Here is a 1,207-nt window from a genome sequence, read left to right as displayed (position 1 = left end):
CGTAGATACTGTGTTGGCCTTGGGGTGTCAAGGGGTCGCTGCCGCTGATTTAGGTGGCAGCAACTTAGACGGGTCGTAGGGTTGATTAGAGGCTAAAACACCGTAGACGATACGAATGAGCTTGTGCATAGCAGCTCCGACAATAGCCATTTTGGTTTTGCCCGCCGCCGCCAGACGCTCACACCAGGGCTGAAGTTCTGGCGCACAGCGTAGAAACGCGATAGCGGGGAAATAGAGGGCTTTTCGCAGCCGAGCATTACCAATCTTGCAGAGCCGAGTTTTGCCCTGCACCGAGGTGCCAGAGGTGTGTTCCTGGGGCGTTAAGCCCGCATAGGCGGCGAGCTGGCGGGCCGAGCCAAAGGCTTTGATATCGCCGATTTCAGCCAGCAGCCGGGCGGCGGTATCGGGGCCGATACCCACAATGGAGACCAGCAAGTCCGCCTGGGCCTGCAATGACTCATGGCTCTTGATATGCGAGCGAAACTGCTTTTTTAACGCCTTCACTTGGTTCTCGAGGAAGGTGATATGGGCCTCAATATTGGGCTTGAGCGCCTCAGGACTGATGGCCAAGCGGTTCTTCTCCTGAGTCAGCATGTGGGTGAGGGCATCGAGACGGCGAGTGTAGGCTTGCAGTGTCTCGATGTCCTCTGCCGAGGGTTGCCAGGCACTGGGCTTAAGGTCTCGGCAGAACTGGGCAATCAGCGTGGCATCGGGGCGATCCGCCTTGGTGCGCTTGAGTTGGCTTTTGGCATAGCCGTGAATCCGCACTGGGTTGACGATGCTGACCCGGTGGCCCTGTTGGTGGAGCGCAGTGGCCACGCCATGGCCATAGATACTGGTCGCCTCTAGGCAGATGTGAGCGCTCGTGACGCCTCGCTCCACTAGCCACCCTTGCAACGCGGCATGACCCGCTTCGGTGTTATCAAACGTCTGATACTGGGGCTTAGACCGCTCGGGAAGCAGAATCGCCACATGTAAGGTGGCTTTGCTCACATCAATGCCAACGGGAATCAGGGGGTGAGTCATGGGTCATTCCTCCGGAATATCAGAACAACAGGGCTGATCGCGCTCAGCGCTATCCTTGTTATCCAGCTTGGGGGGTCTCGAGGACTCCCTGGTATACTGTCCAGTCTGCTGGTCGCGATCCGATGGGCAAAATGAGGGAGGCTCTTGTTCTACCGTGCAAGCTCTAAAGGGCTTTAGGGTG

Annotated in this window: 1 protein-coding gene; it reads right to left on the bottom strand. The window is 57.7% G+C overall.

Annotated elements, in window-relative coordinates; all coding sequences use genetic code 11:
• Positions 1–27: 27 nt before the first annotated feature.
• The gene (locus tag E1H13_RS26535; protein WP_169617961.1) at positions 28–1,026 is read right to left on the bottom strand and encodes an IS110 family transposase; all 999 of its coding nucleotides are present in this window, start codon (positions 1,024–1,026) and stop codon (positions 28–30) included.
• Positions 1,027–1,207 lie beyond the last annotated feature (181 nt).

It is taken from the genome of Nodosilinea sp. P-1105 (assembly GCF_012911975.1).
Classification (GTDB): domain Bacteria; phylum Cyanobacteriota; class Cyanobacteriia; order Phormidesmidales; family Phormidesmidaceae; genus Nodosilinea.
The sequence above is the reverse complement of the archived record's forward strand: the minus strand, read 5'-3'. Positions and strand labels throughout refer to the sequence as shown.